Here is a 25290-nt window from a genome sequence, read left to right on the forward strand (position 1 = left end):
CCGCCGCTTTTACGGGAATTCCAGCGTGTCCGGGCCGAGGGGCGGCAACAGCCCCTCGGCCGCGGCGCGGGTCAGCAGGCCGCGCACGGCCGCGTAGCCGTCCTCACCGAGGCCCGCGGTGAACTCGTTGACGTACAGCCCGATGTGCTGGTCGGCGACGGCCGGGTCCATCTCCTGGGCGTGCTCCATCACATAGGGGCGGGAGACCTCGGGGTCGTCCCAGGCGGCCCGCACCGAGGCGCGGATAGCTTCGGCGAGGCGGGTCAGGGTTTCCGCGCCGAGCGCGCGCTTGGCGATGATCGCGCCGAGCGGGATGGGCAGACCGGTGGTGTGCTCCCAGTGCTCGCCCATGTCCGCGAGCTTGTGCAGCCCGTAGGTGCGGTAGGTGAAGCGCGCCTCGTGGATGACGAGTCCCGCGTCGGCCTTCCCGTCCCGCACGGCCGGCATGATCTCGTGGAACGGCATCACCACGATCTCGCCGACCCCGTCCGGCAGGGTGTCCGCCGCCCAGAGCCGGAACAGCAGATACGCCGTCGACCGCTCGCTCGGCACCGCGACGGTACGGCCGGTGAGATCCGCCCCGGCCTCCCGGGTCAGCACCAGCGGACCGCAGCCCCGGCCCAGCGCGCCCCCGCAGGGCAGCAGCGCGTACTCGTCGAGGACGTACGGCAGCACCGCGTACGACACCTTCAGCACGTCGAACTCACCGCGCTCGGCCATGCCGTTGGTGAGGTCGATGTCCGCGAACGTCACGTCGAGCCCGGGCGCGCCGGGGATCCGGCCGTGCGCGAGGGCGTCGAAGACGAAGGTGTCGTTCGGACAGGGGGAGTACGCGATCCGGAGCCTCATACCGACTTCCAACTCTCCAGTACGGGTGTGAGCTTCCCGAAGCCCTCGGTCAGCGCGGCCAGCGCCGCCCCGATGCGCCAGGCGGCGCGGTCGCGGGGGCCGACGGGGTTGGAGACGGCGCGGATCTCCAGCACGGGAACGCCGTGCAGGGCGGCCGCCTCGGCGACGCCGAAGCCCTCCATGGCCTCGGCGAGGGCGGTGGGGTGGCGGGCGCGCAGCGCGGCGGCGCGGGCGGCGGTGCCGGTGACGGTGGAGACGGTGAGCACGGCACCGGTCAGGGCGCCGGTCGCGGCCGCGGTCTCCCGTACGAGTGCTTCGGGCGGACGGTGGGTGACGGTGCCGAAGCCGAGTTCGGTGACCGGGAGGAACCCGTCGGGTGTCTCGGCGCCCAGGTCGGCGGCGGTGATCTCGTCGGCGACGACGAGGGAGCCGAGGGGAGCGTGGGGCGCGAAGCCGCCGCCGATCCCGGCCGAGACGACCAGGTCGTACGGGGCCCGTGCGAGGGCCGTGGCGGTGCCGGCGGCGGCGCGGGCCGGGCCCACTCCGACGGCGATGACCTCGCCCGGGAACGCCTGTGCCACCGCGTCCCGTTCGGCGGGGACCGCGGTGGCCACGAGGACGCGCAGGGCGGACGTGGTCAGTCGTCCTTCTTCAGCTTGAAGGACCACAGACCGGTCGTCTCCTTCTCGCCCTCCCGGATGGACACCAGCGTCGAGTTGCCCTGGGCGCCGTACTGGGCGTTGAAGAACACGCTGCCCGGGATCGTGGTGTACGTCTTCTTGAGGGGCTCCTGGAGCAGCGGCTGGCCGTTCATCATGATCGTCCAGCCGTTGTCCGCGATGTCCGGGTCGACACCGAAGCGCACGGTCTCGTCCGGGTCCACGGTGAGCGACTTGATGTCGGTCTCCTTCAGGCACTCCGTCAGGGCCGCGGCCTTCAGGGCCTCGCCCTCGCCACCGCAGGTGGCCTCTTCGCTCACCGAGGACGAACCGACGGTGATCGTGGCCATCGGCGTGGGCTTCTCGCAGGCCGACAGGACGAGCAGTCCGGCGGATACGGCGCCGGCGGCGGCGACGGCGCGGCGGCGTCGCACAGCGGATTGCATGGTCATGGGGCGAAGGCTATCGGGAGCGCCCTACCGGTTCCTTACCTGGGGTGCGGCGTGCCGGTGCGTTAGGCCACCCTCGTGCGCGGGGGGCCGCTGTGGCGGGACGAGCGGATCAGGCCGCGGACCGTGGTCAGCCAGCCCGCGGCGACGATCACCGCGCCCACCGTCATGCCCAGGCTGCCGCTCAGCGGCAGCACGATGCCGATGGCGCCGCCCAGCACCCAGGACATCTGCAGCAGCGTCTCGGAGCGGGCGAAGGCGGAGGTGCGCACCAGCTCCGGCACGTCCCGCTGGATCAGCGCGTCCAGGGACAACTTGGCCAGCGCCTGCGAGAACCCGGCGACCGCCGCGAGGCAGGCCACCAGGGCGGCGCTGAAGAAGGTTGCCGCGATGATCGCCGCGGTCATCACGCAGGCCACCACGGCCACGATGATGATCTCCGGGGCGCGTGACCTCAGCCACGCCCCGACCGCCGTGCCGCAGGCGTTGCCCACCCCGGCCGAGACGGCCACTATCCCCAGCGACACCGCGGCGCTCTGCCCGGCCAGCGGATGCTCGCGCAGCAGGAACGCGAGGTAGAAGATCAGGAAGCCGGACAGGCAGCGCAGGGCGGCGTTGGCGCCGAGGGCGTGGGTGACGGCGATGCCGACCGTGCGCAGCCCGGGGCGCTTGAGCGGCTTCAGGTGCGGTCCGTGCAGATGCTCCTCGTCCGCCGCCAGCAGCGCGGTGTCCTCGCCCTTGGCCGAGTCGACCTTCGGCGGCAGCGTGAACGACAGGAACGCCCCCACCATGAAGAGCACGAAGGCGCCGTACAGCGGCCAGCGGGGGCCGATCGCCTGGAGCCCGGCGCCGACCGGCGCCGCCACCCCGGTGGCCAGCAGCCCGCCGAGCGTGACCCGTGAGTTCGCCTTGACCAGGGAGAAGCCGGGTGGCAGCAGCCGGGGCACGACCGCGCTTCTGACCACGCCGTACGCCTTCGACGACACCAGCACGCCGAGCGCCGCCGGATACAGCTCGATGCCGCCGGTGATCACCGCGGCGGACAGGACCAGCGCCAGCAGGGCCCGGGCGAGCATCGCGCCGGCCATCGCGGCCCGGCGGCCGTGCGGGACGCGGTCCAGCAGGGGGCCGATCACGGGCGCGAGGAGCGTGAACGGCGCCATGGTGATGCCGAGGTAGAGCGCGACCCGGCCGCGGGCCTCGTCGGTGGGGACGGAGAAGAAGACGGTGGAGGCGAGGGCGACCGTGATCATCATGTCGCCGGCGCCGTTCACCCCGTGCAGTTCGATCAGCTTGCCGAGTCCGGATTCGCCCGCCCCCTGCGCGTGGGTCGCCTTGCGGATGCCGCGGGCGGTGCCGGTGACCGGAAAGTGCAGGGCACGCCCGACGCGGCGGACGGCGCCGCGAAGTCGGCCCGAACCGCCGCTTCGTGTGCGGCCCCTGTCCCCACCGACTCCGGTGGCTCCCTGAGGCGTCCGCGCGGCTGCCACGACGTCATAGTGCCCCGAGATGGTCGAACGTAGTGCGGTTACCGCGCGTATGGGCGCGGCTTTGTCAGTGGTTTGCGACCGTCGGTGTAGGCCGAGCGCCGGTGAACAGGTAGCGTGCGTATCTCGGCCATCCCGCAGAATGGATGGTGACAGGTGCGCCCGAGTGCGAGGGGGCGCGGACGTCGACGCGGTCCCCCGGTCCGCTCCGTCCGCCCGTCCCGCCGCCTTCAGGCAGCCGCACCCGAGAGACGGCGTAGGAGAGAAGCGATACCTGTGAGCGCAGCGACCACGCGAAGCCGCACCCCCGACCGCCTGTGCGCCGAGGCGACCGACCTCGCCCGCACCGCCGCCGAGGAGGCAGCCGCGCCCGGCGTCGTCGGGGAGCACGTGGGTCTGGTCTCCGAGGGCGACCGCGTCGTGACGCACTTCTTCGAGTGCAAGGAGCTCGGCTACCGCGGCTGGCGCTGGGCCGTGACGGTGGCCCGGGCCTCCCGCGCGAAGCTCGTCACGCTCGACGAGGTGGTCCTCCTGCCCGGCCCGGACGCCCTCCTCGCGCCCGAGTGGGTGCCGTGGAGCGAGCGGCTGCGCCCCGGCGACATGGGCCCCGGCGATCTGCTCCCCACCGACGCCGAGGACCTGCGTCTGGAGCCCGGCTACACCGGCGAGGACGAGCCGGTGCCGAGTTCCGCCGTCTCGCACGAGATGGCCGAGCTGGTCGAGGCCGAGGACGCCGAGGTCACCGGCGGCAGCCCCGCCCACCTGCCGGTCGTCCCGGCCCGTGGCTCGATCGCCGCCGTCGCCGAGGAACTGGGCATGCGCCGGGCCCGGGTCCTGTCGCGCTACGGCCTGCATGTCGCCGCCGACCGGTGGGAGGAGGCGTTCGGCGCCAAGACCCCGATGGCGCAGGCCGCCCCCGCCTCCTGCGTCAGCTGCGGCTTCCTGATGCGCCTCGGCGGCTCCCTGGGCCAGGCCTTCGGCGTCTGCGCCAACGAGTTCTCCCCGGCCGACGGCCGGGTCGTCTCGCTGACCTACGGCTGCGGCGGCCACTCCGAGGCGGCCGTCATGCCCAAGCCCCCGCAGCCGGCCCCGCCGGTGATCGACGAGACGACGGTGGACCCCTTCCCGCTGCGCCCGTCCTCGGACTCGGGCTCGGTGCCGGCGGTGTCGGACGAGGACGCGGCGGACTTGGGGCACTCCTAAGCCCTGTCGTTTGGATCACCCCGGCGTCCAAACGACAGGACCTAGCCGTGACGCACCCCCTGGAGCCCTCGGCCCGGGGTTAGCGGCGCCCCACCTCGCGGTACCTTCATCGTCACGCCGATGAGTGGAGTGAACGTGAGCAAGTTCGTGCGGCCGGCCGTCGAGGGAGCGGATCCGTTCGGGACCGCCCGGCTGCGACGCGGTGTACTGGACGCCTGGGCCACCAGCCCGGCCCGGTTCCGGGAGGACGCCAACGCCGAGGAGGACCTCGTCCTCGGCGGATACCGGGACCGCCTCGTCGTCGAACTCGCTCAGAACGCCGCCGACGCCGCCGCCCGCGCGGGCGTGCCCGGACGGCTCCGGCTCACCCTGCGCGAGGGTGTCCTCGTCGCCGCCAACACCGGCGCGCCGCTGGACGCGGCCGGCGTCGAGTCGCTCGCCACGCTCCGCGCCTCCGCCAAGCGGGACACGCCCTCCATCGGCCGCTTCGGCGTCGGTTTCGCCGCCGTCCTGTCCGTCACCGACGAGCCCGCCGTGGTCGGCCGGCACGGCGGGGTGCGCTGGTCGCTCGCCGAGGCCCGGGAGCTCGCCGCCGACACCGCCCGGCACAGCCCCGGCCTCGGGGACGAGATCCGGCGCCGCGACGGGCACGTGCCCCTGCTGCGGCTCCCGTTCGCCGCCGAGGGCACCGCCCCCGGCCCCTACGACACCGCCGTCATCCTGCCGTTGCGCGACGCGGCCGCCGCCGACCTCGCCGAGCGGCTCCTGGGCGCCATCGACGACGCCCTGCTGCTCGCCCTGCCGGGGCTCACCGAGGTCGTCGTCGAGACGGACACCGTGCGCACGATCAGCCGCCGCACGGACGGCGACTTCACCGTCGTGGAGGACTCCCGCGACGGCGCCACCCGCTGGCGGACCACGACGGCGAGCGGGCCGGCCGCGGCCGAGCTGCTGGCCGACCGGCCCGTCGAGGAGCGGCTGCGGCCGCACTGGTCGGTCACCTGGGCCGTGCCCGCCGACGAGGACGGCGCCCCCGTCCGGCCGCGGACCAGCCCCGTCGTGCACGCGCCGACCCCGAGCGACGAGGCCCTCGGGGTGCCCGCGCTGCTCATCGCCTCCTTCCCGCTGGACACCACCCGGCGGCACGCGGCCCCCGGCCCGCTGACCGACTTCCTGGTGCAGCGCGCGGCCGACGCCTACGCCGAGCTGCTCGCCGCCTGGCGGCCGGTGACCGCGGGGATCATCGACCTGGTGCCCGGCCCGCTGGGGAAGGGCGAGCTGGACGGCGCCCTGCGCGCGGCGATCCTGGAGCGGCTGCCGCGCACGGAGTTCCTCCCGCCCGCCCTCCCGCCGTCGGCATTCGCGCCGCCCACCCCCGAAGCCGACACCGACGCTCTCCCCGAGGCCGTGCGGCCCCGGGACGCGGAGGTCGTGGAGGGCGCGGGCGCCGACACCGTGCGGGTCCTCGCCGAGGTGCTGCCCACCCTGCTGCCCGCCGGGCTCGAACGGCGGGTGGAGCTGCGGACGTTGGGCGTCGCACGGGTGCCGCTGACCGACGCCGTCGACCGGCTGGCCGGCCTGGAGAAGGAACCCGACTGGTGGCGGCGGCTCTACGACAGCCTCGCCGGAGTGGACCCCGACCGGCTCTCCGGGCTGCCGGTGCCGCTCGCTGGGGGAGGGCGGACCACCATCGGCCCGCGTCAGGTGCTGCTGCCCACCGCGGACGCCGGGATCGACCTGGAACTGCTCGCCCGGCTCGGCCTGAAGGTCGCGCACCCGGACGCCGCCCACCCGCTGCTGGAGAAGCTGGGCGCGCTGGCCGCCACCCCGCGGGCCGTGCTCACCACCCCGCAGGTGCGGGCCGCGGTGGCCGCCTCCCTGGACGACGAGGGCGGTCTCGACTGGGAGCGGGACACGCTCGACGCCGAGGAGCTGGCCGACACCGTGCTGGCCCTGGTGCGCGACGCCGACCTCGAACCGGGTGACGAGCCCTGGCTCGGCGCCCTCGCCCTGCCCGACGAGGAGGGCGAACTGGCGCCCGCGGGCGAGCTGGTGCTGCCCGGCAGCCCCTTCCACCAGGTCATGCGCGAGGGCGAACTCGCCGCCGTGGACGCCGAACTGGCCGAGCGGTGGGGCGAACAGCCGCTCGCGGCCTGCGGAGTGCTCGCGACCTTCGCGCTGGTCCGCGCCACGGACGTGGTCCTCGACCCGGACGAACTGGAGCCCCGCGAGGGCGACTTCGCCCAGCCCGACGACGCCGGACTGCTGGACGCCGTGGACGTGTGGAGCGAGGACATCCTCGACCGCTTCCCGGACACACCGGTGCCGCCCGTCGCCACGGAACTGGTCGCCGTGCGCGACCTGGACCTCGTCGACGACGACAAGTGGCCGCAGGCGCTGGCCCTGCTGGCCCGGCCGCCGCTCAGGGACGCCCTCACCCAGCAGGTGCGGATCCTGCTGCCCGACGGCACGCATGAGGTCGTACGGCCCTACACCGCCTGGTGGTTGCGCGGGCACCCGGTGCTCGACGGCCGCCGCCCGGCCGGACTGCTCGCCTCCGGCGGCGACCCGCTGCTGCGCGGCCTGTACGACGAGGCCGACGCGACAGGGTTCGACGACGAACAGGTGCTGCGCGCCCTGGGGGTGCGCACCTCCGTGGCCGCGCTGCTCGACGAACCCGGCGGCGCCGCCGAGCTGCTGGACCGGCTCGCCGATCCCGGACGGACGGTGACCGGGTCCCAACTGCACGCCCTGTACGGCGCGCTGGCCGACCTCGACCCCGAGCGGGTGACCCTGCCGGACGAGCTGCGGGCCGTGGTCGACGGCCGGGTGGAGGTGGTGGACGCGGCCGACGCCGTGGTCGTCGACTCCCCCGACCTGCTCCCCTTCACCGGGGGCGTCCCGCTGCTGCCGGTACGGCCGTCGCGCGCCGCCGAACTGGCCGAGCTGTTCCAGGTGCGGCGGCTGAGCGAGTTCGTCACCGGGTCCGTCGACTCCGAGGGCACCGAGCACGACGTACCGGAGCCGGTGCGGGTGCTGCTGGGGGCGCGGACGCCGGTCTCCTACGTCGAGCACGAGGAACTCGTCGTGGACGGCGTGGAGATCGACTGGCGGCTCACCGACGACGGCGTGCTGCACGCGGCCACGCTGGAGGGCGTCGCGGCGGGGCTGGCCTGGGCGGCCCGGCAGTGGCCGCGGCGGTTCGAGGTGGCGGCGCTGCTGGAGGATCCGTCGCGGACGCGGGAGCTGGCGCGGGACCGCTGGTTCGACTGAGGTCTTCACACGGTCCGGGAAATTCCCGCACACAATTTTCGTACGCCGTACAACCATTCACCCGCGTCATGGATCTGATCATGCGAGCCAACAGGCTCCACGATCACTTTGGGCCCCGGCCGACGACGAGCCGTAGGGAACGACCACCGTCGGGGCCCCTCTCCAACGTGGGGAACACATGCGCATACGTGCCACCGTGGCCGCCGTCACCGGCGCCCTCGCCCTGTCCGCCGTCGTAGCGCCTCTCGCGCAGGCAGACACCAACTCGCACACCCTCGATGACATCAAGCAGTCCGTGCAGGCCGCGAAGCAGGCCGCTGACGGCTCCGCCCGCAGCACCTACGCCGCCGCCGACACGGGCACCCCGTACGCGCTGGACTTCACCTTCTCCAACGTCAAGGTCAACAGCGGCAAGCCGATCGTCGTCGGCACCACCGCGAAGAAGACCGTGCCGGTCACGTACACCGTCACGCACGGCGCCGACGTCGACCTGACGGACCCCGAGCTCCTCTTCGACGTGGACATCTGGCGCGGCGGCACCTACGAGGAGCCGACGAACCTGCTCTACGGCGATGAGTGGCCGACCTGCACCGCCACATCGGCCACCACGGCCACCTGCAAGGGCACGATCGACGTCTACCCCGAGTTCGAGCTGTCCAACGCCGACGCCACCACGTGGAAGGTCGGCGGCTGGGCCGTCGACTACAACGGCGAGGACCCGATGTCCGAGAGCGTCAACTGGGACAACGTCGGTGTCGCCGTGCAGGACAGCCTGGGCACCACCAAGCTCCAGCGCCTGTCCAAGCTGACGGTCAACGCCTCCCCGGAGCCGGTGCGGAAGGGTGCGACCCTCACGGTGACCGGCAAGCTCTCCCGCGCCAGCTGGGACAGCGGCTCCTACGTCGGCCTGCCCAGCGGCCAGTCGGTGGTGCTGCAGTTCCGTAAGGCGGGCACGTCCACCTACACGAACGTCAAGGGCATCAAGACCGCTTCCGGCGGCGCGCTGAAGACGACCGTCACGGCCTCCAGCGACGGTTACTGGCGCTTCAAGTACGCGGGCATCGCCAGCACCGCGCCCGCCACGGCCACGGGCGACTTCGTCGACGTGCAGTAAGCACCTCGCACCTCCGCCGACGCCCGGCCCCCGGAAGCCATCCGGGGCCGGGTGTCGGTGTTTTGGGGGCCGTCGGGCAACCGAACGGTCCGCTTGCCCCTCTGATCATGCGGAGCATCCAGGCTCTCTTCACGACCATTTGGGGAACGCATGCGTATTCGCGCCACCGTGGCCGCCGTCTCCGGCGCCCTGGCCCTGTCCGCCTTCGCCGCGCCGGCCGCGCAGGCCGACGACTCCGCCTCCGCCTACCGCGCCGGCGTCGAGAAGATCCGTGACGCCTACGGCACCCGCGCGGACGCCCCGTACGACATGGACGTCACCTTCTCCGACTTCAAGATCGCCAAGACGGTCAAGGTCGGCACGACCGCCCCCGTCTCGACGACGGTCACCTACACGATGACCCACGCCGCCGACGTCGACATCGAGGCCGAAGACTTCCAGACCGGCCCCTACCTCTACAAGGGCGCCTACACCACCCCGGACAACATGCTGTTCGGCACCAAGCCGGCCACCTGCGCCTCGACCTCGGCCACCACCGCCACCTGCACCGGCAAGATCGACATCCTCCCGGCCGAGGGCGAACTGGCGAACTCCGACGCGGGCAGCTGGAAGGGCGCGGCCCTCGCGCTCGCCCAGAACGGCCAGGACCCGCTCGGCGAGAACTACGACATCACCAAGGTCGGGTACGCCGACCAGGGCGACCTCGGCGGCACGCTGGTGCAGCGCGCGTCGAAGCTGACGGTCAACGCCTCCCCGGAGCCGGTGCAGAAGGGCAAGACCCTCACGGTCACCGGCAAGCTGACCCGCGCCGACTGGCAGGCCGAGAAGTACGTGGGCCTCCCGGCCGGCCAGAAGGTGGTGCTCCAGTTCCGCAAGGCGGGCACCTCGGCGTACACCAACGTCAAGGGCATCCAGACCGCCACGGGCGGCGCCCTGAAGACGACGGTCACGGCGTCCGAGGACGGCTACTACCGCTTCACCTACGCGGGCATCACGAGCACCGCCCCGGTGAGCGCCAAGGGCGACGCCATCGACGTGCAGTAGGACTGCCTACGCCGGGAACCGGCGGTCGACCCACTTCCAGGTCACTTCCAGGGCGGCCGCCGCTCCCACCGAGATGCCCACCGCGATCCACGGCATGGTCTGCCCGACCAGCTTCAGCGCGAAGAACTCCTGCAGCCAGGGCACGGCCAGGACCAGGACGAAGCCGAGCCCCATGGACGCGACCAGGGCGATCCGCCACCAGGTGTACGGCCGGGCGATGATCGCCAGCACCCACATCGAGATCAGGAACAGGGTGAGCGTCGCCGCGCTGGTCTCCGCGTCCAGCGCGCCCTCGCCCGTGTAGTGGTGACGGGCGATCAGATACGTCAGGAAGGTCGCGACCGCGGCGACCACCCCGCCCGGGATCGAGTACCGCATCACCCGCCGCACGAACTGGGGCCTGGCCCGCTCCTTGTTGGGCGCGAGGGCGAGGAAGAAGGCGGGGACGCCGATGGTGAGGGTGGACAGCAGCGTCAAGTGCCGTGGCAGGAACGGGTACTCCACCTGCCAGCACACCACCAGCACCGCCAGCAGCACCGAGTACACCGTCTTCACCAGGAACAGCGTGGCGACCCGGGTGATGTTCCCGATGACCCGCCGTCCCTCGGCGACCACCGAGGGGAGTGTCGCGAAGCTGTTGTTCAGCAGCACGATCTGGGCGACCGCCCGGGTGGCCTCGGACCCGGAGCCCATGGAGACGCCGATGTCGGCGTCCTTCAGCGCGAGGACGTCGTTCACGCCGTCCCCGGTCATCGCGACGGTGTGCCCGTGCGCCTGGAGCGCGCCCACCATGTCCCGCTTCTGCTGCGGGGTGACCCGCCCGAACACCGTGCCCGCGTCGAGCGCGTCCGCCATGCCGTCCCTGTCGTGGGGCAGCAGCCGGGCGTCGACGGTGCTGCCCGCCAGCCCGAGCTTCGCCGCGACCGCGCCCACGGAGACGGCGTTGTCGCCGGAGATGACCTTGGCGCTGACGTTCTGCTCGGCGAAGTAGCGCAGGGTGTCGGCCGCGTCGGGCCGCAGCCGCTGCTCCAGCACCACCAGCGCGGTCGGCCGGGCGCCGGCGGCCACGTCGGGGGCGTCCAGCTCGTGCGCGGCGCGGGCGAGCAGGAGGACGCGCAGGCCCTGTTCGTTGAGCCGCTCGGTCTCGGCGAGGGCGGGGTCGTCCGGGGCGAGCAGGACGTCGGGCGCCCCCAGCAGCCACGTACCGGACTCGCCGTCGCTCTCGCTGAGGGTGGCGCCGCTGTACTTGCGGGCGGAGGAGAAGGGCAGGGACTCGGTGCAGCGCCAGCCCTCGGCCTCGGGGCAGGCGTCGATGATGGCCTGGAGGGAGGCGTTGGGGCGGGGGTCGGACTCGCCGAGGGCGCCGAGGACCGTGCGGACGTAGGACTCGTCGCTGCCGTTGAGGGGTCGCAGCTCGGTGACGTCCATGCCGCCCTCGGTGAGGGTGCCGGTCTTGTCGAGGCAGACGGTGTCGACGCGGGCGAGGCCCTCGATGGCCGGAAGTTCCTGGACGAGGCACTGTTTTCGGCCAAGTCGGATGACGCCGATCGCGAAGGCCACGGAGGTGAGCAGGACCAGGCCCTCCGGGACCATGGGGACGATGCCGCCGACGGTCCGGGCGATCGAGTCGTCGAGGTCCGTGTTCTTCACGAAGAGCTGGGTGGCGACCAGGCCGAGCGCGGCCGGGATCATCATCCAGGTCACGTACTTGAGGATGGTGGAGATGCCGGAGCGCAGCTCGGAGTGGACCAGGGTGAAGCGGGAGGCCTCCTCGGCGAGCTGGGCGGCGTAGGCCTCGCGGCCCACCTTGGTGGCCTGGAAGGCGCCGCCGCCCGCGACCACGAAGCTGCCGGACAGGATCTGGTCCCCGGGCCGTTTGACGACCGGGTCGGCCTCGCCGGTGAGCAGGGACTCGTCGATCTCCAGGCCGTCGGCCTCGACGCAGACGCCGTCGACGACGGCCTTGTCGCCGGGGCCGATCTCCATGAGGTCGTCGAGCACGATCTCCGAGGTGCTGACCTCGGCCGGGGCCCCGTCGCGCCGGACGGTGGGCCGGGCCTCCCCGATGACGGCGAGCGAGTCCAGGGTCTTCTTCGCCCGCCACTCCTGGACGATGCCGATGCCGGTGTTGGCGAGGATGACGAAGCCGAACAGGCTGTCCTGGATCGGCGCGACGACCAGCATGATCAGCCAGAGCACGCCGATGATCGCGTTGAACCGGGTGAAGACGTTGGCGCGGACGATCTCGACGGTGGACCGGCTGCTGCGCACCGGGATGTCGTTGACCTGCCCCCGCGCGACCCGCTCGGCCACTTCGGCGGCGGTCAGCCCGCCCTTGCCCACCGGGGCGGGCAGGGGGTGGCCGGGATCGACTTCGGTGCCCGCGTCGATGTGCGTCATGCATTCGACGGTACGTGCGGATTTACGGCTTCACCCGCCGAGTGCGCGGAAGATCCGACCTGGGGAGGACGGACAACGGGGCGAAGTGGTGCCGTGGTTGTACGCCGGGCGGTTACTCGGCGGCGGCCTCGCGCTTGAGCGCCGCGTCCCGCTTGCGGACGTACCAGACGCCGATCAGGCCGAGTCCGCCGCCGGCCAGGCAGGTCCACAGCCACCACAGGTGCCCGTGGTCGTCGAGCCAGCCGTAGAAGGGGAGCTGGACCAGGAAGAGGACGAACCAGAGGATCGTGCCGCCCGTGATGGTGGCGACGACGGGGCCCTCCAGGGGCTCCGGCGCCTCGTGCTGGGGTGTCCACTTCGCCATGCGCACAGCTTACGGGCCACGCCGGTCTACGCGCGGAGATAGCGCTCCCTCCCTCATATGTTCATACTGAAACCGTTTGTCTTTGACCACTTCTGTTCGTAGGAAACGCCAATGACCACCTCGGCCTCCGCCAAGGTCCCCGCCCCCGAGCAGCCGGGCGGCGCGCCCGCCCATGGTGCGCTCGACCGCTACTTCAAGATCTCGGAGCGGGGCAGCACGCTCGCGCGTGAGGTGCGCGGTGGCTTCGCCACCTTCTTTGCGATGGCCTACATCATCGTGCTGAACCCGATCATCCTGGGCAGCGCGAAGGACATGTACGGCAACCAGCTCGACAACGGCCGGCTGGTCACCGCCACCGCCCTGACCGCCGCCTTCACCACCCTGCTGATGGGCGTCATCGGCAATGTGCCGATCGCGCTGGCCGCGGGGCTCGGGGTGAACTCGGTCGTCGCGCTCCAGCTCGCGCCCCGGATGTCCTGGCCGGACGCCATGGGCATGGTCGTCCTCGCCGGTTTCGTGGTGATGCTGCTGGTCGCCACCGGCCTGCGCGAGCGCGTGATGAACGCGGTGCCGTTCGGGCTGCGCAAGGCGATCTCGATCGGTATCGGCCTGTTCATCATGCTGATCGGGCTCGTCGACGCCGGGTTCGTCTCCCGCATCCCGGACGCCGCCCAGACCACCGTCCCGCTCCAGCTCGGCGGCGACGGTCACCTCAACGGCTGGCCGGTGCTCGTCTTCATCCTGGGCGCGCTGCTGACGCTGGCCCTGATCGTGCGCAAGGTCTCCGGCGCCATCCTGATCTCGATCGTCGCGATGACGGTCCTCGCGGTGATCATCGAGGCGATCGCGGACATCCCCTCCTGGGGCCTGACCACCCCGAAGTGGCCCGGCAACCCGGTCGCCTCCCCGGACTTCGGCCTGATCGGTGAGTTCAGCCTCTTCGGCGGGTTCGAGAAGGTCGGTGTGCTGACCGGCGTGCTGTTCGTCTTCACGGTCCTGCTGTCGTGCTTCTTCGACGCGATGGGCACGATCATGGGCGTCTCCGACGAGGCCAAGCTGACCGACGCCCAGGGCCAGATGCCAGGCATCAACAAGGTCCTGTTCGTGGACGGCGTCGCGGTCGCCGCGGGCGGTGCCAGCTCCTCCTCGGCCACCACGGCCTTCGTGGAGTCCACGGCCGGCGTCGGCGAGGGCGCCCGCACCGGCTTCGCGAACGTCGTCACCGGCGGCCTCTTCACCGTCGCGCTCTTCCTGACGCCCATCGCCACCATGGTCCCGTCCCAGGCGGCCACCCCGGCGCTGCTCGCGGTCGGCTTCCTGATCCTCGCGAACTCCGTCAAGGAGATCGACTGGGCCGACTACACGATCGCGATCCCGGCGTTCGTGACGATGCTGATGATGCCGTTCACCTACTCCATCACCAACGGCATCGGCATGGGCTTCATCACCTTCGTGGTGCTGCGGCTCGCGGCCGGGCGGGGCAGGGAGATCCCCGCGGCGATGTATGTCGTGGCGGCGGTGTTCGGCTTCTACTACCTGATGCCGGCGCTGGGCCTCACGTAAGGCCGTAGAACTTCTCTGTCTCTTCCACGGCGGTCTGGAACCGCTCGTCGAAGTCGTCGCGAATGAGCGTCCGGACCACGTAGTCCTGGACGCTCATTCCTCTTTTCGCCGCATGGTGCCGGAGCCGTTCGAGCAGCTCCCCGTCCATCCGCAGGCTGAGCACGCTGGTCCCCATGGCATGAGGGTCACCTCAGGCGGCCGGACCATGGGTCACTTTCCGGATTCGGCTCACTCGTACGAGTGATGGCGGGGTTCAGTGGCCAGGGTCACGGGCACGTATGCGTGTCAGGGTGGTCCTTAGTCAGGGTAATGAGTTAACCTAAAGAACATGTCGGACCTTACCCATGGCGACGACGCTGCCGCCGTGAACTCCCTGCGCTCCGCGGTCATGCGGCTGTCCCGTCGGCTCAAGCACCAGCGGGTCGACGAGTCGCTGAGCCCCACCGAGATGTCGGTGCTCGGCACCCTGTCCACCTGCGGCCAGGCCACCCCGGGCGAACTCGCCCGCAAGGAGCATGTCCAGCCGCCGTCGATGACCCGCATCGTCGCGCTGCTGGAGGCCAAGGGACTGGTCCGGCTGGAGCCGCACCCCGATGACCGGCGCCAGAAGGTCGTCACGAAGACCGAGCAGGCCGAGGCGATGCTCGCCGAGAGCCGCGCCAAGCGCAACGCCTTCCTGGCCACCCTGATCGACGCTCTCGACGAGGACGAGTGGGCGAAACTCCGCGCCGCCGCCCCCGTACTGGAGAAGCTCGCACATCTGTAAGCAGCAGGCAGAAGGAGGCGAACCCTGTTGAGTACGGGATCCGGAGCACCCTCCGCCCCCGCACCGGCCACCCCTACCACCCCCCGCAAGTCCTCGATGTTCGGTTCGCTGCGCATCCGCAACTACCGCCTGTTCTTCATCGGGCAGGTCGTCTCCAACACCGGCACCTGGATGCAGCGCATCGCCCAGGACTGGCTGGTCCTCAGCCTCACCGGCTCCGCGACCGCCGTCGGCATCACGACGGCTCTGCAGTTCCTGCCGATGCTGCTCCTCGGCCTGTACGGCGGTGTCCTGGTCGACCGGCTGCCCAAGCGGCCCACGCTGCTGGTCACCCAGGCGTCCATGGCCCTGACCGGCCTCGCGCTCGCCTTCCTCACCCTGAACGGACACGTCGAGGTCTGGCACGTCTACCTCGCCGCCCTCGCCGTGGGCCTCGCGACCGTCGTCGACAACCCGGCCCGGCAGACCTTCGTCACCGAGATGGTCGGCCCCGACCAGCTCCAGAACGCGGTCAGCCTGAACTCCGCGAACTTCCAGTCCGCGCGGCTCGTCGGCCCGGCGGTGGCCGGCCTGATGATCACCGGTGTGGGCACGGGCTGGGCCTTCCTCTTCAACGGCCTGTCCTTCGTCGCGCCCATCGCCGGACTGCTGCTGATGCGCTCCCGGGACCTGCACGTCGTCGAGCGCGCCCCGCGCGGCAAGGGCCAGATGAGAGAGGGCCTGCGGTATGTCGCCGGACGCCCGGAGCTGATCTGGACGATCGTCCTGGTCGGGTTCGTCAGCACCTTCGGCTTCAACTTCCCCGTCTACCTCTCCGCCTTCGCCGACGACGTCTTCCACGCGGGCGCCGGCTCCTACAGCCTGTTCAACACCCTGATGGCGGTCGGCTCCCTGGCGGGCGCCCTGCTCGCCGCCCGCCGCGGCACCGCCCGGCTGCGGGTGCTGGTCGCGGGCGCGGTGGCCTTCGGCGCGCTGGAGATCGTGGCCGCCCTCGCCCCCTCGCTGTGGCTGTTCGCCCTGCTCATGATCCCGATCGGGATGTTCGGCATGACGGTCAACGTCACCGCCAACAGCAGCGTCCAGCTCAGCACCGACCCGGCCATGCGCGGCCGGGTGATGGCCCTGTACATGATGGTGTTCATGGGCGGCGCCCCGCTGGGCGCGCCGATCGCCGGCTGGATCACCGACGCCTACGGCGTCCGGGCGGGCCTGGCCGCCGGCGGGGTGATCGCGGCGGCCGCCGCGGTCGTGATCGGGCTGGTCCTGGCCCGCGTCGGCAACCTCCGGCTGGCGCTGAGCTGGCGCCACGGCCACCCGGTGGTCCGGTTCGTACCGAGGGAGCGGGAGCGACTGGCACCGGTGGCCTGAGTGGCAGGGTGGGCCCATGAGACTCTTCGCCGCGCTGCTCCCGCCGGACGACGTTTCCCGTGAACTGGCCGCCGAGGTGAACCGGTTGAAGCATCTGCCCGGCTCGGACGCCCTGCGCTGGACCGGCCGCCCCGGGTGGCACTTCACCCTCGCCTTCTACGGCGAGGTCGACGACGCCGTCGTCCCCGATCTGTCGGAGCGGCTCGCGCGGGCGGCGCACCGGACGCGGCCCTTCCCGCTGGCCCTGCGCGGGGGCGGGCAGTTCGGGCACGGGCGGGTGCTGTGGGTGGGCGCGGAGGGGGATCTGCCGGCCCTGCGCCTGCTCGCCGACCGGGCGGAGGCGGCGGGGCGGAAGGCGGGCGTGGCGATGGGGGAGCACCGGCGGTACACGGCGCATCTGACCGTGGCCCGCAGCCGGGCGGCCGTGGACACCCGCCCCTGCCGGACGGCGCTGGACGCCTTCACGAGCCGCACCTGGACGGTGCGGGAGCTGGTGCTGATGCGCAGCGAGCTGCCGGTGTCCGGGGTGCCGGGCGAGCAGCCCCGGTACGAGGCGGTCGCCCGCCGGCCGCTCGGCGGGGCCGGTTAGGCTCGATGGCGTGGACCCGAAAACCCGGAACCGGATCATGGCCGGTGCGCTTGTGCTGATGTTCGTCGTGGTGGCCCTGGCCTCCGCAGTCGGCAGGTGAGGGGAGCGCCCCGGCACCCGACCGGGCGCGCTCCCCTCCCCGTGCCGCCGGCTCCCGCGCTACCAGGCGAACGCCTCCGGAGAGGGCCCCGGACCGGGGAAGATCTCCTCCAGCCCGGTCAGCAGCTCCTCGTTCAGCTCCAGCTCGGCCGCCTTCACCGCGGAGTCGAGCTGCTGAGCCGTGCGCGGACCGACGATCGGGCCGGTGACGCCGGGACGCGTGAGGAGCCATGCCAGGGCCGCCTCACCGGGCGCCACGCCGTGCTTGTCCAGCAGATCCTCGTAGGACTGCAGCCGGGCGCGGGCGGCCGGGTCGGCGAGGGTGTCGGCCGCGCGCCCGGAACCGCGTCGCCCGCCCTCCGCCTCCTTCTTGATCACGCCGCCGAGCAGACCGCCGTGCAGCGGTGACCAGGGGATGACGCCGAGCCCGTAGTCCTGCGCGGCCGGGATGACCTCCATCTCGGCGCGCCGCTCGTAGAGGTTGTACAGGCACTGCTCACTGACCAGGCCGTACGAGCCGCGGCGGGCGGCGGTCTCGTTGGCCTGGGCGATCTTGTAGCCGGGGAAGTTGCTGGACCCCGCGTACAGGATCTTGCCCTGCTGCACGAGGACGTCGATGGCCTGCCAGATCTCCTCGAACGGGGTGTCCCGGTCGATGTGGTGGAACTGGTAGAGGTCGATGTAGTCGGTGCCGAGCCGCTTCAGCGAGGCGTCGACGGCCCGGCGGATGTTGAGCGCCGAGAGTTTGTCGTGGTTCGGCCAGGCCGGGCCGTCGGCGCCCATGTTGCCGTACACCTTGGTGGCGAGGACGACCTTGTCGCGGCGGTCGCCGCCCTGGGCGAACCAGCTGCCGATGATCGACTCGGTGCGGCCCTTGTCCTCGCCCCAGCCGTACACATTGGCGGTGTCGAAGAAGTTGATGCCCGCGTCCAGCGCCGCGTCCATGATCGCGTGGCTGTCGGCTTCGTCGGTCTGCGGTCCGAAGTTCATGGTGCCGAGGACGAGTCGGCTGACCTTGAGACCCGTGCGTCCGAGCTGCGTGTACTTCATGACGGTCCAGCCAACGCCGTAGAGCGGACTCGAAGCAAGCGTCCCTTACCGCAGTTCGGCGAACAGGCCCCGTACGCGGCTGCCGTCCCGGGCCGTCCAGGGCCCGGCGACATGGCCGGCGGCGCCCGGGGGAGGGGTGTCGGGCAGGCCGAGGCGCCGGTGGAGGCGGAGGGTGGTGCCGTCCTCGGCGGGCAGCTCGGTGCCGGACTCGTCGTCCACGGCGGGGCCGTGCGCCCGCAGGCCGCCGGTGCCGGTGAAGGAGCGGGCGATGTCAGGGTCCGGGGTGTTGTCGACGCTCTGCGCCTGCGCCTGGGCGCTCCCCTCGACCAGGGCGAACAACTCGGCGACCAGCACCGGGTCCTGGCAGCCGTCGTAGGCCCAGCGCTTGCCCAGCACGCCGTGCTCCATGGTCCCGACGAGGGCGTGCTCGGCGCCGTCCAGCGGGGCGCCGCGGTAGGTGAGGGGGACGAGGTAGGCGGCCCCGTCGGCATCGGCCGCCACCATGAACTCGATCCCCACCTCGCCCGCCGGATCGTCCAGCCGGAAGCCGCCGGCCTTGGTCAGCTCCGGGGTGCCGGTGCCTGCGTACCAGGGGCGGGTGGGCAGCCAGGTGGTGAGCAGGTCGAGCTTGGTGGGCTTCAGGGTGGTGTGATGAATGATCGCCATGTCGGCCGATTGTGTCAGTCGCGGGGGAACTCGTCGGTCCTGAGGGTGAGATCGACGACGGTGCCGGTGAGGTCCACCTCGTCCCCGAAGGGGACCTTGGTCTCGGTGGCGTAGTCGTCGCCCTTGGGGTTCGTGTAGAGGTGACACCGGCCCTGGTAGGGGTCGACGACCAGGTAGAGGGGGACGTCGGCGACGGCGTAGGCGGACTTCTTGGGGCCGTAGTCGTTGGCGGCGGTTCCCTTGGAGATCACCTCGGCTACGAAAACGACGTCCTTGCAACGCCAGCGGCCCTCTTCCGTCTTCTCGGCTCCCTCGGCCAGCAGTGTCACGTCGGTCGCGAAGCCGTTGAGGTGGCCTGGGTAGTCGATGCGGACGTCGGATTTGATGCGCTGGCGCGGGTATTTGGTGCGAAGCTGGTCGTAGATGTCGGCGATGAGTTCCCAGTGCGTGTCCCGCTGCGGCGACATGAAAACGGTCCCCTCGACGATCTCGACCCTGTATCCATCGGGGGTGATCCGCTCAAGCGACTCGAACAGGTCGTCCAGAGTCGGCCCGTGGTTCATCTCGGCCATCTCGATCCTGTCTTCCAGGACGGTCATCGTGGCGCTCCTCCCCGGCTGCCGCTCGAACACGGTCAGCCGCGCAGTACAACGATACGAGCGGTCACGAGGTCACGAGCCGCACTCAGGAACGTATTCCCCGCCGATCCCCCACCCCTGCCACATCGCCGTCGCGAACGCCTGCGCGATCTTGTGCTCGCCGCTCGCGTTCGGATGGGTGCCGTCGTAGGTGTCGAGGGTGATGTCGTACGACGGCGGGGGCGAGGTCAGCAGCAGCGGTGAGCGGGGTTCGTCCAGGTCGGCGACGGTCTTCGCCAGGAGTTCGTTGAAGCGGGTGACCTGGGCGCCGAAATCCGGCTCGGACTCCGCCCGGACGTTGGGGACGACCGGCAGGATCGCCATCCGCACCTTCGGCCGGGCCGCCCGCGCCTCGGCCACGAAGGCGCGTACGTTCTCCGCCGTCTGCTCCGGGTTCGTGTAGAAGCCCAGGTCGATCAGGCCCAGGGAGACCAGGAGCACGTCCGCCCGGTGGGTGCGCACCGCCTCGCCGATCAGCGGGGCCATGTGCAGCCAGCCCTCGCCCCACCCGGCGAGGTGGGCCCGGGGGAAGTCGGGGTCGGCGTACGCGTACGACGTGGGCGCGTCCGTCGCCTTGTCGTACAGCGTCTCGCGCGGGCCGACGAGGGTGAAGGGGCCGCCGCAGGTGTCGCGCAGGTGCCGCCACAGCCGGTGGCGCCAGGTGTGTTCGCCCGCGCTTCCGATCGTCTGGGAGTCACCGACGGGCATGAACCTGAGCATCCGCTCATGATGAACGATCCGCGGGACGGGTGGGGTGTGAGGCCGGACACGCCCGCCCGCCCGAACGGCGGGGCGGGATGGCAGGCTTGACGGCATGCGCCGACCCTTCGCCGTCCTCGCCGCCGCCCTCCTCGCGGGCGCGTGCGCCGTGCCCGCCGCCGCAGCCGACGGCGACGACGGCTTCACCATCAAGGACCCGCGCATCACCGAGTCCAGCGGTCTCGCCGCCTCGCGCCAGCACCCCGGCATCTACTGGACCCACAACGACAGCGACGACGGCGCCTACCTCTACGCCGTGGACAGCGCCACCGGCGACACCGTCGCCACGATCACCATGACCGGCGTCGGCGCCCCCCGTGACGTCGAGGCGATCTCCGTCGGGCCCGGCAACCAGCTCTATGTCGGGGACATCGGCGACAACCTCGGCGGCACCTGGCCGCACGTGTGGATCTACCGGCTGCCCGAGCCCGAGGAGCTGCGGGACCTGACGGTCAGGGCCACGCAGTACGTCGTGAAGTACCAGGACGGGGCGCGGGACGCCGAGTCGCTCGTCGTGCACCCCAAGACCGGGCGCGTCTACATCGTGGACAAGCAGGACGGGGACAGCCGCCTCTACGAGGGCCCGGCCGAGCTCTCCGCCTCCGGCACCAACGTCTTCAAGCCCGGCGCCACCGTCGCGAACCTCCAGGCCACCGACGCCACCCTCGCGCCCGACGGGAGCACGCTCGTCGTCCGCAGCTACTTCGGCGCCGCCGCCTACGACTGGAACGGCGGCGACCTGAAGAAGACCGGCCGGCTGAGCGTGCCGTTCCTCGGGCAGGGCGAGTCGGTCACCTACACCGCCGACGGCTCGACGCTCATGTACGGCGCCGAGGGCGCCGAGAGCTCCGTGGAACCGGAGGACGCCCCGGGGGACGCGGAGGGTACCGGCAAGTCACCCTCGGGGGAGGGGAGTTCGGCGACCGGCGAGGACGGCGAGGGCGGCGGGGACTACAAGGTCGGCGCCTTGGCCGTGGCCGCTGTCCTCGCCGTCGCGCTCGGCTTCCGGCGGCTGCGGCGGCGCTGACCCCCCGCTCTCACTCCTCCCGGCGCCGGGCCACGAACACTTCGAGACCGTCCAGGATCCGCTGGAGCCCGAACTCGAAGTGGTCGAAGTCGGAGCTCCAGGTGTCCTCGGCCAGCGAGGAGAGCAGCGGGTAGCGGCCGGACGTCAGGACCTTCTCCAGCATCGGCGTCTGCGCCTGCCAGAACTCCGCGTCCGTCAGGCCGGTGCGCCGCTCCGCCTCCCGCTGGTACAGCTGGGTGCGCGCGGCGCCCACCACATAGCCGTCGACCATGATGATCGCCGAGACCGTCTCGGGGTCGCTCAGGCCCATCGGCTTGAGCCGGGCGAGGATCTTCTCCATGCCGTCCAGGGCGCTCGGGCCGAGGAGCGGACGGGACTGGTTGACCTGGAGCAGCCACGGGTGGCGGCGGTAGAGGTCGAGCGTGGCGCGGCCCAGCGCCTCCAGCGCCGAGCGCCAGCTGCCGTCGCCGAGGTCGGCGGGGTTCTCGGAGGGGCGCTGGACGCGGTCCAGCATCAGGTCGAGCAGCTCGCCCTTGCCGGGGACGTACCGGTACAGCGACATGGTGCCGGTGCCGAGTTCGGCGGCGACCCGGCGCATGGAGACCGCCTCCAGGCCCTCGCCGTCCGCCACCCGGACGGCGGCTTCCACGATCTGGTCGAGGGTGAGGGCCGGTTTGGGCCCGCGGCTGGGGCGCCTGCCGGTGTCCCAGAGCAGCTCCATGGTGCGGGCGATGTCACCGCTGCCACTGGTCTCCGTACCGCCCTTGCCGCTGGTCATGCCCTTCAGTTTAGGTCCTCCGAAAAAAACTGGGTACGGCGTACGCGCAATCGGGTACGGTGTACTCAGTTACGGAGAAGGGGACCCCATGAGCGACGGATACGCCGTACGGGCCGAGGCGCTGGAGAAGCGCTACGGCGACAAGCGTGCCCTGGACGGCTTCGACCTGGCCGTCCGTGAGGGCACCGTGCACGGACTGCTCGGCCCGAACGGCGCGGGCAAGACCACGGCCGTGCGCATCCTGTCCACGCTGCTGAGGCTGGACGGCGGCCGGGCGACGGTGGCCGGCCTGGACGTCGTCCGTCAGTCGCGCCAGGTGCGCGCCAGGATCGGGCTCACCGGGCAGTACGCCGCCGTGGACGAGGTGCTCACCGGCCGGCAGAACCTGGAGATGTTCGGCCGCCTGTTCCACCTCGGCGGCAAGCGGGCCAAGGCGCGCGCCACCGAGCTGCTGGAGCAGTTCGACCTGACCGACGCCGCCGGGAAGGGCGTCGCCAAGTACAGCGGCGGCATGCGGCGCCGTCTCGACCTCGCCGCCTCGATGATCCTCGCCCCCGCTGTGCTGTTCCTGGACGAGCCGACGACCGGGCTCGACCCCCGCAGCCGGGGCGAAGTCTGGGAGTCGGTGCGGGCGTTGGTGGCGAGCGGCACGACCGTGCTGCTGACCACGCAGTATCTGGAGGAGGCCGACAAGCTGGCCTCCCGGATCACCGTCATCGACCAGGGGCGGGCCATCGCCGACGACACCCCCGACGGGCTGAAGAACCTCGTCGGCGGGGACCGGGTCGAGGTCGTGGTCGCCGAGCGGTCGGAGATCCCGCGGGTGGTGAAGGTCGTCTCCCGGGTCTCGGACGGTGAACCCGAGGCGGACGAGGCCGAGTTGCGGGTCCATGCCCCGGTGACCGACCGGGTGAGCGCGCTCACCGAGGTCGCCCGCACCCTCCAGGACGAGGGCGTGCGGGTCGAGGACATCGGGCTGCGCAGGCCGAGCCTCGACGACGTGTTCCTGCGCCTGACCGGACACCGCACCGAGAAGGAGGCGGCGGCATGAGCGCCGTGGACCTGAACACGCAGGCCCCGGGCGGCCGTACGTACTGGCTGCTCTCCGACGTATGGAACATCGTCCGCCGCGGACTGACCCACTATCAGCGCCAGCCGGTCAACATCGCCTGGCAGCTGGGCTTCCCGATCCTCTCCGTCCTGCTCTACGGCTATGTCTTCGGCAGCGCCATGCAGGTGCCCGGTGGCGGGGACTACAAGGACTTCCTGATGCCCGGCATGTTCGTGATGACCATGGCCTTCGGCTTCATCAACACCGCGACCGTGGTGGTCTACGACTCCACCAAGGGCGTCCTCGACCGGTTCCGCTCGATGCCCATGGCCTCCTCGGCGGTGGTCGCCGGTCGCGGGGTCACCGATCTGCTGGGCGCCTGCGCCGAGTTGGCGATCATGATGCTGACCGCGGTCGCGATGGGCTGGCGGCCGGACGGCGGGCTCAACTTCCTGGCCGCGTTCGGGCTGCTGCTGTGGCTGCGGTTCTCGCTGATCTGGATCGGGGTGTGGCTCGGTCTGCTCGTCCCCAACCCGGAGGCGGCGGGCGGACTGTTCGCGGTCGCCTTCCCGCTGACGATGATCTCCAGCATCTTCGTCGCGCCGCAGCTGATGCCGGACTGGCTGGGCTGGGTCGCGGCCTGGAACCCGATCTCCTCCACGGCCGCGGCCACCCGCGACCTCTTCGGGACCCCGGTCGGCGGCGGTGACTCCTGGATCGAGCAGAACGCCCTGCTGATGGCGGGCGTCTGGCCCCTCGTCCTGACGGCGATCTTCCTGCCGCTCGCGGTGCGGCGGTTCCAGAAGCTCGGCCGCTGAAGGATCTTCCAGAAAGCTGGCGGTCAAAAGAGAGGGCGCCCGGCGGTGTTCGCCGGGCGCCCTGCACTGCCGTACGGAGACTGCTTACAGCTTCTCGATCACGTAGTCGACGCACTTCGTCAGCGCCTCGACGTCCGCCGGGTCGATCGCCGGGAACATCGCGATCCGCAGCTGGTTGCGGCCGAGCTTGCGGTAGGGCTCGGTGTCCACGATGCCGTTGGCGCGCAGCACCTTGGCGACGGCGGCGGCGTCGATCTCGTCGGAGAAGTCGATCGTGCCGATGACCTGCGAGCGCTTGGCCGGGTCCGTGACGAACGGGGTCGCGTACTTGCTCTCCTCCGCCCAGCCGTACAGCCGGGTCGAGGAGTCCTTCGTACGGGCCGTGGACCAGGCGAGACCGCCCTGGCCGTTGATCCACTCCAGCTGCTGGTTCAGCAGGAAGAGGGTGGCCAGGGCCGGGGTGTTGTACGTCTGGTTCTTGCGGGAGTTGTCGATCGCCGTCGGCAGGCTGAAGAACTCCGGGACGTGCCGGCCGGACGCGTGGACGCGCTCGGCGCGCTCGATCGCGGCCGGGGAGAAGACGCCGACCCACAGGCCGCCGTCGGAGGCGAAGGACTTCTGCGGGGCGAAGTAGTAGACGTCCGTCTCGGCGATGTCGACGGGCAGACCGCCGGCGCCCGAGGTGGCGTCGACCAGGACGAGCGCGCCCTCGTCGGCACCGGCCACCCGCTTGATGGGGGCGGCGACACCGGTGGAGGTCTCGTTGTGGGTGTAGGCGTAGACGTCGACGCCCGCCTCGGCCCGCGGCTCCGGGTGCGTGCCGGGGTCGCTCGCGATGACGGTCGGCTCCGCCAGCCAGGGGGCGAGCTTCGCGGCCTTGGCGAACTTCGAGCTGAACTCACCGAAGGTGAGGTGCTGCGACTTGCTCTCGATCAGGCCGTGGGTGGCGATGTCCCAGAACGCGGTCGAGCCGCCGTTGCCGAGGACGACCTCGTAGCCGTCCGGGAGCTGGAACAGCTCGCCGATGCCCTCGCGGACCTGGCCGACCAGGTTCTTGACCGGGGCCTGGCGGTGAGAGGTGCCCAGCAGGGAGGTGCCGGTCGCGGCGAGGGCGTCCAGCGCCTCCGTCCGCACCTTGGAGGGGCCCGCGCCGAAACGTCCGTCCGCGGGCTTGATGTCAGAGGGAATCTGGATCTCAGCCACGGGGTGAGGTTAGCGGCTGGGGGAAACCGGGGCGAAATGCAGTCCGTCGGCTGAGACGTTTCGCTGGTTGAGT

24 protein-coding genes are annotated in these 25290 nt (G+C 71.6%); 11 read left to right on the forward strand and 13 right to left on the reverse strand.

Translation table 11 applies throughout. From position 1 onward, the window contains the following. Window positions 1-9: 9 nt before the first annotated feature. The 4 genes from ACWD1Z_RS10670 to ACWD1Z_RS10685 form a co-directional block, all read right to left on the reverse strand. Window positions 10-849, reverse strand: coding sequence for a 1,4-dihydroxy-6-naphthoate synthase (locus tag ACWD1Z_RS10670; RefSeq protein ID WP_451117399.1), 840 nt, complete (start codon window positions 847-849; stop codon window positions 10-12). Continuing rightward, a complete protein-coding gene (locus tag ACWD1Z_RS10675; protein ID WP_451117401.1) occupies window positions 846-1517 on the reverse strand; it encodes a futalosine hydrolase in 672 nt (223 codons plus the stop codon). Before ACWD1Z_RS10675 ends, ACWD1Z_RS10670 begins: the two co-directional genes overlap by 4 nt. Continuing rightward, window positions 1487-1960: a DUF2771 domain-containing protein gene (locus ACWD1Z_RS10680; protein WP_451117403.1), complete on the reverse strand. Its 474-nt coding sequence runs from the start codon at window positions 1958-1960 to the stop codon at window positions 1487-1489. Before ACWD1Z_RS10680 ends, ACWD1Z_RS10675 begins: the two co-directional genes overlap by 31 nt. Window positions 1961-2022: 62 nt before the next feature. After that, a complete protein-coding gene (locus tag ACWD1Z_RS10685) occupies window positions 2023-3447 on the reverse strand; it encodes an MFS transporter (protein WP_451117405.1) in 1425 nt (474 codons plus the stop codon). A 273-nt stretch (window positions 3448-3720) separates the two neighbouring features. Here ACWD1Z_RS10685 and ACWD1Z_RS10690 point away from each other — a divergent pair, with 273 nt between their 5' ends. The 4 genes from ACWD1Z_RS10690 to ACWD1Z_RS10705 all read left to right on the forward strand — a co-directional run bounded on the left by ACWD1Z_RS10690 (window position 3721) and on the right by ACWD1Z_RS10705 (window position 10078). Then, window positions 3721-4647 (forward strand): DUF3027 domain-containing protein, encoded by a 927-nt coding sequence (locus ACWD1Z_RS10690; protein ID WP_451117407.1) that lies wholly within the window; start codon window positions 3721-3723, stop codon window positions 4645-4647. Between the two features lie 135 nt (window positions 4648-4782). After that, window positions 4783-7920: a sacsin N-terminal ATP-binding-like domain-containing protein gene (locus ACWD1Z_RS10695; RefSeq protein ID WP_451117408.1), complete on the forward strand. Its 3138-nt coding sequence runs from the start codon at window positions 4783-4785 to the stop codon at window positions 7918-7920. 178 nt (window positions 7921-8098) lie between these two features. After that, complete coding sequence (locus ACWD1Z_RS10700) at window positions 8099-9034, forward strand: hypothetical protein (protein ID WP_451117410.1); 936 nt, start codon at window positions 8099-8101, stop codon at window positions 9032-9034. 150 nt (window positions 9035-9184) lie between these two features. Next, entirely contained in the window at window positions 9185-10078 is an 894-nt protein-coding gene (locus ACWD1Z_RS10705; RefSeq protein ID WP_451117412.1) for a hypothetical protein, read from the forward strand. Window positions 10079-10084: 6 nt separating this feature from the next. Here ACWD1Z_RS10705 and ACWD1Z_RS10710 read toward each other — a convergent pair whose 3' ends face one another. Continuing rightward, complete coding sequence (locus ACWD1Z_RS10710; RefSeq protein ID WP_451117413.1) at window positions 10085-12478, reverse strand: cation-translocating P-type ATPase; 2394 nt, start codon at window positions 12476-12478, stop codon at window positions 10085-10087. 112 nt (window positions 12479-12590) lie between these two features. Beyond that, complete coding sequence (locus tag ACWD1Z_RS10715) at window positions 12591-12842, reverse strand: DUF2530 domain-containing protein (RefSeq protein WP_451117415.1); 252 nt, start codon at window positions 12840-12842, stop codon at window positions 12591-12593. A 111-nt stretch (window positions 12843-12953) separates the two neighbouring features. Here ACWD1Z_RS10715 and ACWD1Z_RS10720 point away from each other — a divergent pair, with 111 nt between their 5' ends. Further along, window positions 12954-14405 carry an NCS2 family permease gene (locus ACWD1Z_RS10720; protein WP_451117417.1) on the forward strand — a complete coding sequence of 484 codons (1452 nt, stop codon included), beginning with the start codon at window positions 12954-12956 and terminating at the stop codon, window positions 14403-14405. On the opposite strand, the gene ACWD1Z_RS10725 is transcribed toward ACWD1Z_RS10720, so the two are convergent. Continuing rightward, window positions 14398-14580: a BrnA antitoxin family protein gene (locus ACWD1Z_RS10725; protein WP_250071919.1), complete on the reverse strand. Its 183-nt coding sequence runs from the start codon at window positions 14578-14580 to the stop codon at window positions 14398-14400. The genes ACWD1Z_RS10720 and ACWD1Z_RS10725 overlap by 8 nt on opposite strands. A gap of 153 nt (window positions 14581-14733) precedes the next feature. Here ACWD1Z_RS10725 and ACWD1Z_RS10730 point away from each other — a divergent pair, with 153 nt between their 5' ends. The 3 genes from ACWD1Z_RS10730 to thpR are packed head-to-tail and all read left to right on the forward strand — an operon-like array spanning window position 14734 to window position 17128. Continuing rightward, on the forward strand, window positions 14734-15171 hold the full coding sequence (locus ACWD1Z_RS10730; protein ID WP_451117420.1) for a MarR family winged helix-turn-helix transcriptional regulator: 438 nt from the start codon (window positions 14734-14736) through the stop codon (window positions 15169-15171). Window positions 15172-15198: 27 nt separating this feature from the next. Beyond that, the gene (locus tag ACWD1Z_RS10735; protein ID WP_451117421.1) at window positions 15199-16539 is read left to right on the forward strand and encodes an MFS transporter; all 1341 of its coding nucleotides are present in this window, start codon (window positions 15199-15201) and stop codon (window positions 16537-16539) included. 16 nt (window positions 16540-16555) lie between these two features. Beyond that, entirely contained in the window at window positions 16556-17128 is a 573-nt protein-coding gene (gene thpR / locus ACWD1Z_RS10740; protein WP_451117422.1) for an RNA 2',3'-cyclic phosphodiesterase, read from the forward strand. Window positions 17129-17287: 159 nt separating this feature from the next. Here thpR and ACWD1Z_RS10745 read toward each other — a convergent pair whose 3' ends face one another. From ACWD1Z_RS10745 to ACWD1Z_RS10760, 4 genes are all read right to left on the reverse strand, one after another. After that, a complete protein-coding gene (locus ACWD1Z_RS10745; RefSeq protein ID WP_451117423.1) occupies window positions 17288-18277 on the reverse strand; it encodes an aldo/keto reductase in 990 nt (329 codons plus the stop codon). Window positions 18278-18322: 45 nt separating this feature from the next. Next, window positions 18323-18943 (reverse strand): maltokinase N-terminal cap-like domain-containing protein, encoded by a 621-nt coding sequence (locus ACWD1Z_RS10750; protein WP_451117425.1) that lies wholly within the window; start codon window positions 18941-18943, stop codon window positions 18323-18325. A gap of 14 nt (window positions 18944-18957) precedes the next feature. Continuing rightward, complete coding sequence (locus ACWD1Z_RS10755) at window positions 18958-19542, reverse strand: Uma2 family endonuclease (RefSeq protein ID WP_451117427.1); 585 nt, start codon at window positions 19540-19542, stop codon at window positions 18958-18960. Between the two features lie 72 nt (window positions 19543-19614). Then, window positions 19615-20301, reverse strand: coding sequence for an SGNH/GDSL hydrolase family protein (locus tag ACWD1Z_RS10760; RefSeq protein WP_451117429.1), 687 nt, complete (start codon window positions 20299-20301; stop codon window positions 19615-19617). 94 nt (window positions 20302-20395) lie between these two features. Between ACWD1Z_RS10760 and ACWD1Z_RS10765 the strand changes: the two genes are divergently transcribed. Then, on the forward strand, window positions 20396-21367 hold the full coding sequence (locus ACWD1Z_RS10765) for a WD40 repeat domain-containing protein (protein ID WP_451117431.1): 972 nt from the start codon (window positions 20396-20398) through the stop codon (window positions 21365-21367). A 10-nt stretch (window positions 21368-21377) separates the two neighbouring features. Here the strand turns inward: ACWD1Z_RS10765 and ACWD1Z_RS10770 are convergent, their stop codons facing one another. Continuing rightward, window positions 21378-22145 carry a TetR/AcrR family transcriptional regulator gene (locus tag ACWD1Z_RS10770; RefSeq protein ID WP_451117433.1) on the reverse strand — a complete coding sequence of 256 codons (768 nt, stop codon included), beginning with the start codon at window positions 22143-22145 and terminating at the stop codon, window positions 21378-21380. 88 nt (window positions 22146-22233) lie between these two features. Here ACWD1Z_RS10770 and ACWD1Z_RS10775 point away from each other — a divergent pair, with 88 nt between their 5' ends. Continuing rightward, window positions 22234-23196, forward strand: coding sequence for an ATP-binding cassette domain-containing protein (locus ACWD1Z_RS10775; protein ID WP_451117435.1), 963 nt, complete (start codon window positions 22234-22236; stop codon window positions 23194-23196). Continuing rightward, entirely contained in the window at window positions 23193-24014 is an 822-nt protein-coding gene (locus tag ACWD1Z_RS10780; protein WP_451117437.1) for an ABC transporter permease, read from the forward strand. Before ACWD1Z_RS10775 ends, ACWD1Z_RS10780 begins: the two co-directional genes overlap by 4 nt. An 84-nt stretch (window positions 24015-24098) precedes the next feature. Here ACWD1Z_RS10780 and serC read toward each other — a convergent pair whose 3' ends face one another. Further along, window positions 24099-25217 carry a phosphoserine transaminase gene (gene serC, locus ACWD1Z_RS10785; RefSeq protein WP_451117439.1) on the reverse strand — a complete coding sequence of 373 codons (1119 nt, stop codon included), beginning with the start codon at window positions 25215-25217 and terminating at the stop codon, window positions 24099-24101. Window positions 25218-25290 lie beyond the last annotated feature (73 nt).

The sequence above is a fragment of the Streptomyces sp. NPDC002784 genome, from assembly GCF_053592135.1.

Excerpts from the sequence above, each read along its gene's own strand:
- ACWD1Z_RS10670 (WP_451117399.1), bottom strand. The coding sequence starts at position 849 with ATGAGGCTCCGGATCGCGTACTCCCCCTGTCCGAACGACACCTTCGTC.
- ACWD1Z_RS10680 (WP_451117403.1), bottom strand. The coding sequence starts at position 1,960 with ATGACCATGCAATCCGCTGTGCGACGCCGCCGCGCCGTCGCCGCCGCC.
- ACWD1Z_RS10700 (WP_451117410.1), top strand. The coding sequence starts at position 8,099 with ATGCGCATACGTGCCACCGTGGCCGCCGTCACCGGCGCCCTCGCCCTG.
- ACWD1Z_RS10705 (WP_451117412.1), top strand. The coding sequence starts at position 9,185 with ATGCGTATTCGCGCCACCGTGGCCGCCGTCTCCGGCGCCCTGGCCCTG.
- ACWD1Z_RS10710 (WP_451117413.1), bottom strand. The coding sequence starts at position 12,478 with ATGACGCACATCGACGCGGGCACCGAAGTCGATCCCGGCCACCCCCTG.
- ACWD1Z_RS10715 (WP_451117415.1), bottom strand. The coding sequence starts at position 12,842 with ATGGCGAAGTGGACACCCCAGCACGAGGCGCCGGAGCCCCTGGAGGGC.
- ACWD1Z_RS10720 (WP_451117417.1), top strand. The coding sequence starts at position 12,954 with ATGACCACCTCGGCCTCCGCCAAGGTCCCCGCCCCCGAGCAGCCGGGC.
- ACWD1Z_RS10725 (WP_250071919.1), bottom strand. The coding sequence starts at position 14,580 with ATGGGGACCAGCGTGCTCAGCCTGCGGATGGACGGGGAGCTGCTCGAA.
- ACWD1Z_RS10730 (WP_451117420.1), top strand. The coding sequence starts at position 14,734 with ATGTCGGACCTTACCCATGGCGACGACGCTGCCGCCGTGAACTCCCTG.
- thpR (WP_451117422.1), top strand. The coding sequence starts at position 16,556 with ATGAGACTCTTCGCCGCGCTGCTCCCGCCGGACGACGTTTCCCGTGAA.
- ACWD1Z_RS10745 (WP_451117423.1), bottom strand. The coding sequence starts at position 18,277 with ATGAAGTACACGCAGCTCGGACGCACGGGTCTCAAGGTCAGCCGACTC.
- ACWD1Z_RS10750 (WP_451117425.1), bottom strand. The coding sequence starts at position 18,943 with ATGGCGATCATTCATCACACCACCCTGAAGCCCACCAAGCTCGACCTG.
- ACWD1Z_RS10755 (WP_451117427.1), bottom strand. The coding sequence starts at position 19,542 with ATGACCGTCCTGGAAGACAGGATCGAGATGGCCGAGATGAACCACGGG.
- ACWD1Z_RS10760 (WP_451117429.1), bottom strand. The coding sequence starts at position 20,301 with ATGCTCAGGTTCATGCCCGTCGGTGACTCCCAGACGATCGGAAGCGCG.
- ACWD1Z_RS10765 (WP_451117431.1), top strand. The coding sequence starts at position 20,396 with ATGCGCCGACCCTTCGCCGTCCTCGCCGCCGCCCTCCTCGCGGGCGCG.
- ACWD1Z_RS10770 (WP_451117433.1), bottom strand. The coding sequence starts at position 22,145 with ATGACCAGCGGCAAGGGCGGTACGGAGACCAGTGGCAGCGGTGACATC.
- ACWD1Z_RS10775 (WP_451117435.1), top strand. The coding sequence starts at position 22,234 with ATGAGCGACGGATACGCCGTACGGGCCGAGGCGCTGGAGAAGCGCTAC.
- ACWD1Z_RS10780 (WP_451117437.1), top strand. The coding sequence starts at position 23,193 with ATGAGCGCCGTGGACCTGAACACGCAGGCCCCGGGCGGCCGTACGTAC.